Here is a 327-nt window from a genome sequence, read left to right as displayed (position 1 = left end):
ACCTTGCTGATCTGGTCCTTGAGCTGCCGGCTTTCCGCCACGATGGTGCGTAGTGTGTCGGCGGGTGTGTCGCCGTCGATGCCCAGGGTTGCCGCTTCTTCCGACGTTACCGTCGGGGTTGCGGCGCCTTGTGATTGCGCGCTTTCCTTCTTGCCCATCATGCTCACGCCGATCAGGATGGCGCCGATCACGACGGGGACGACCAGCAATTTCAGGAGGGGATTACCGGTCAGCGCCACGACGGCCTCCTTTGGGATCGATCTGGCTGATGGAGGAGGGCAGGAGCGCGTCGGCAAGGCCGCGGCCGCGCGTCACCAGATACACGGT

General features: G+C 64.2%; 2 pseudogenes. Both read right to left on the bottom strand.

The window, feature by feature from the left end:
• Window positions 1-239: pseudogene (locus tag HMPREF2924_RS28135) on the bottom strand (TIGR03752 family integrating conjugative element protein); the annotation flags it as partial.
• A pseudogene (locus HMPREF2924_RS36670) lies at window positions 223-327 on the bottom strand (TIGR03749 family integrating conjugative element protein); the annotation flags it as partial. The pseudogenes HMPREF2924_RS36670 and HMPREF2924_RS28135, both read right to left, overlap by 17 nt.

It is taken from the genome of Pseudomonas sp. HMSC063H08, from assembly GCF_001813645.1.
Lineage (GTDB): Bacteria > Pseudomonadota > Gammaproteobacteria > Pseudomonadales > Pseudomonadaceae > Pseudomonas > Pseudomonas aeruginosa.
The sequence above is the reverse complement of the archived record's forward strand: the minus strand, read 5'-3'. Positions and strand labels throughout refer to the sequence as shown.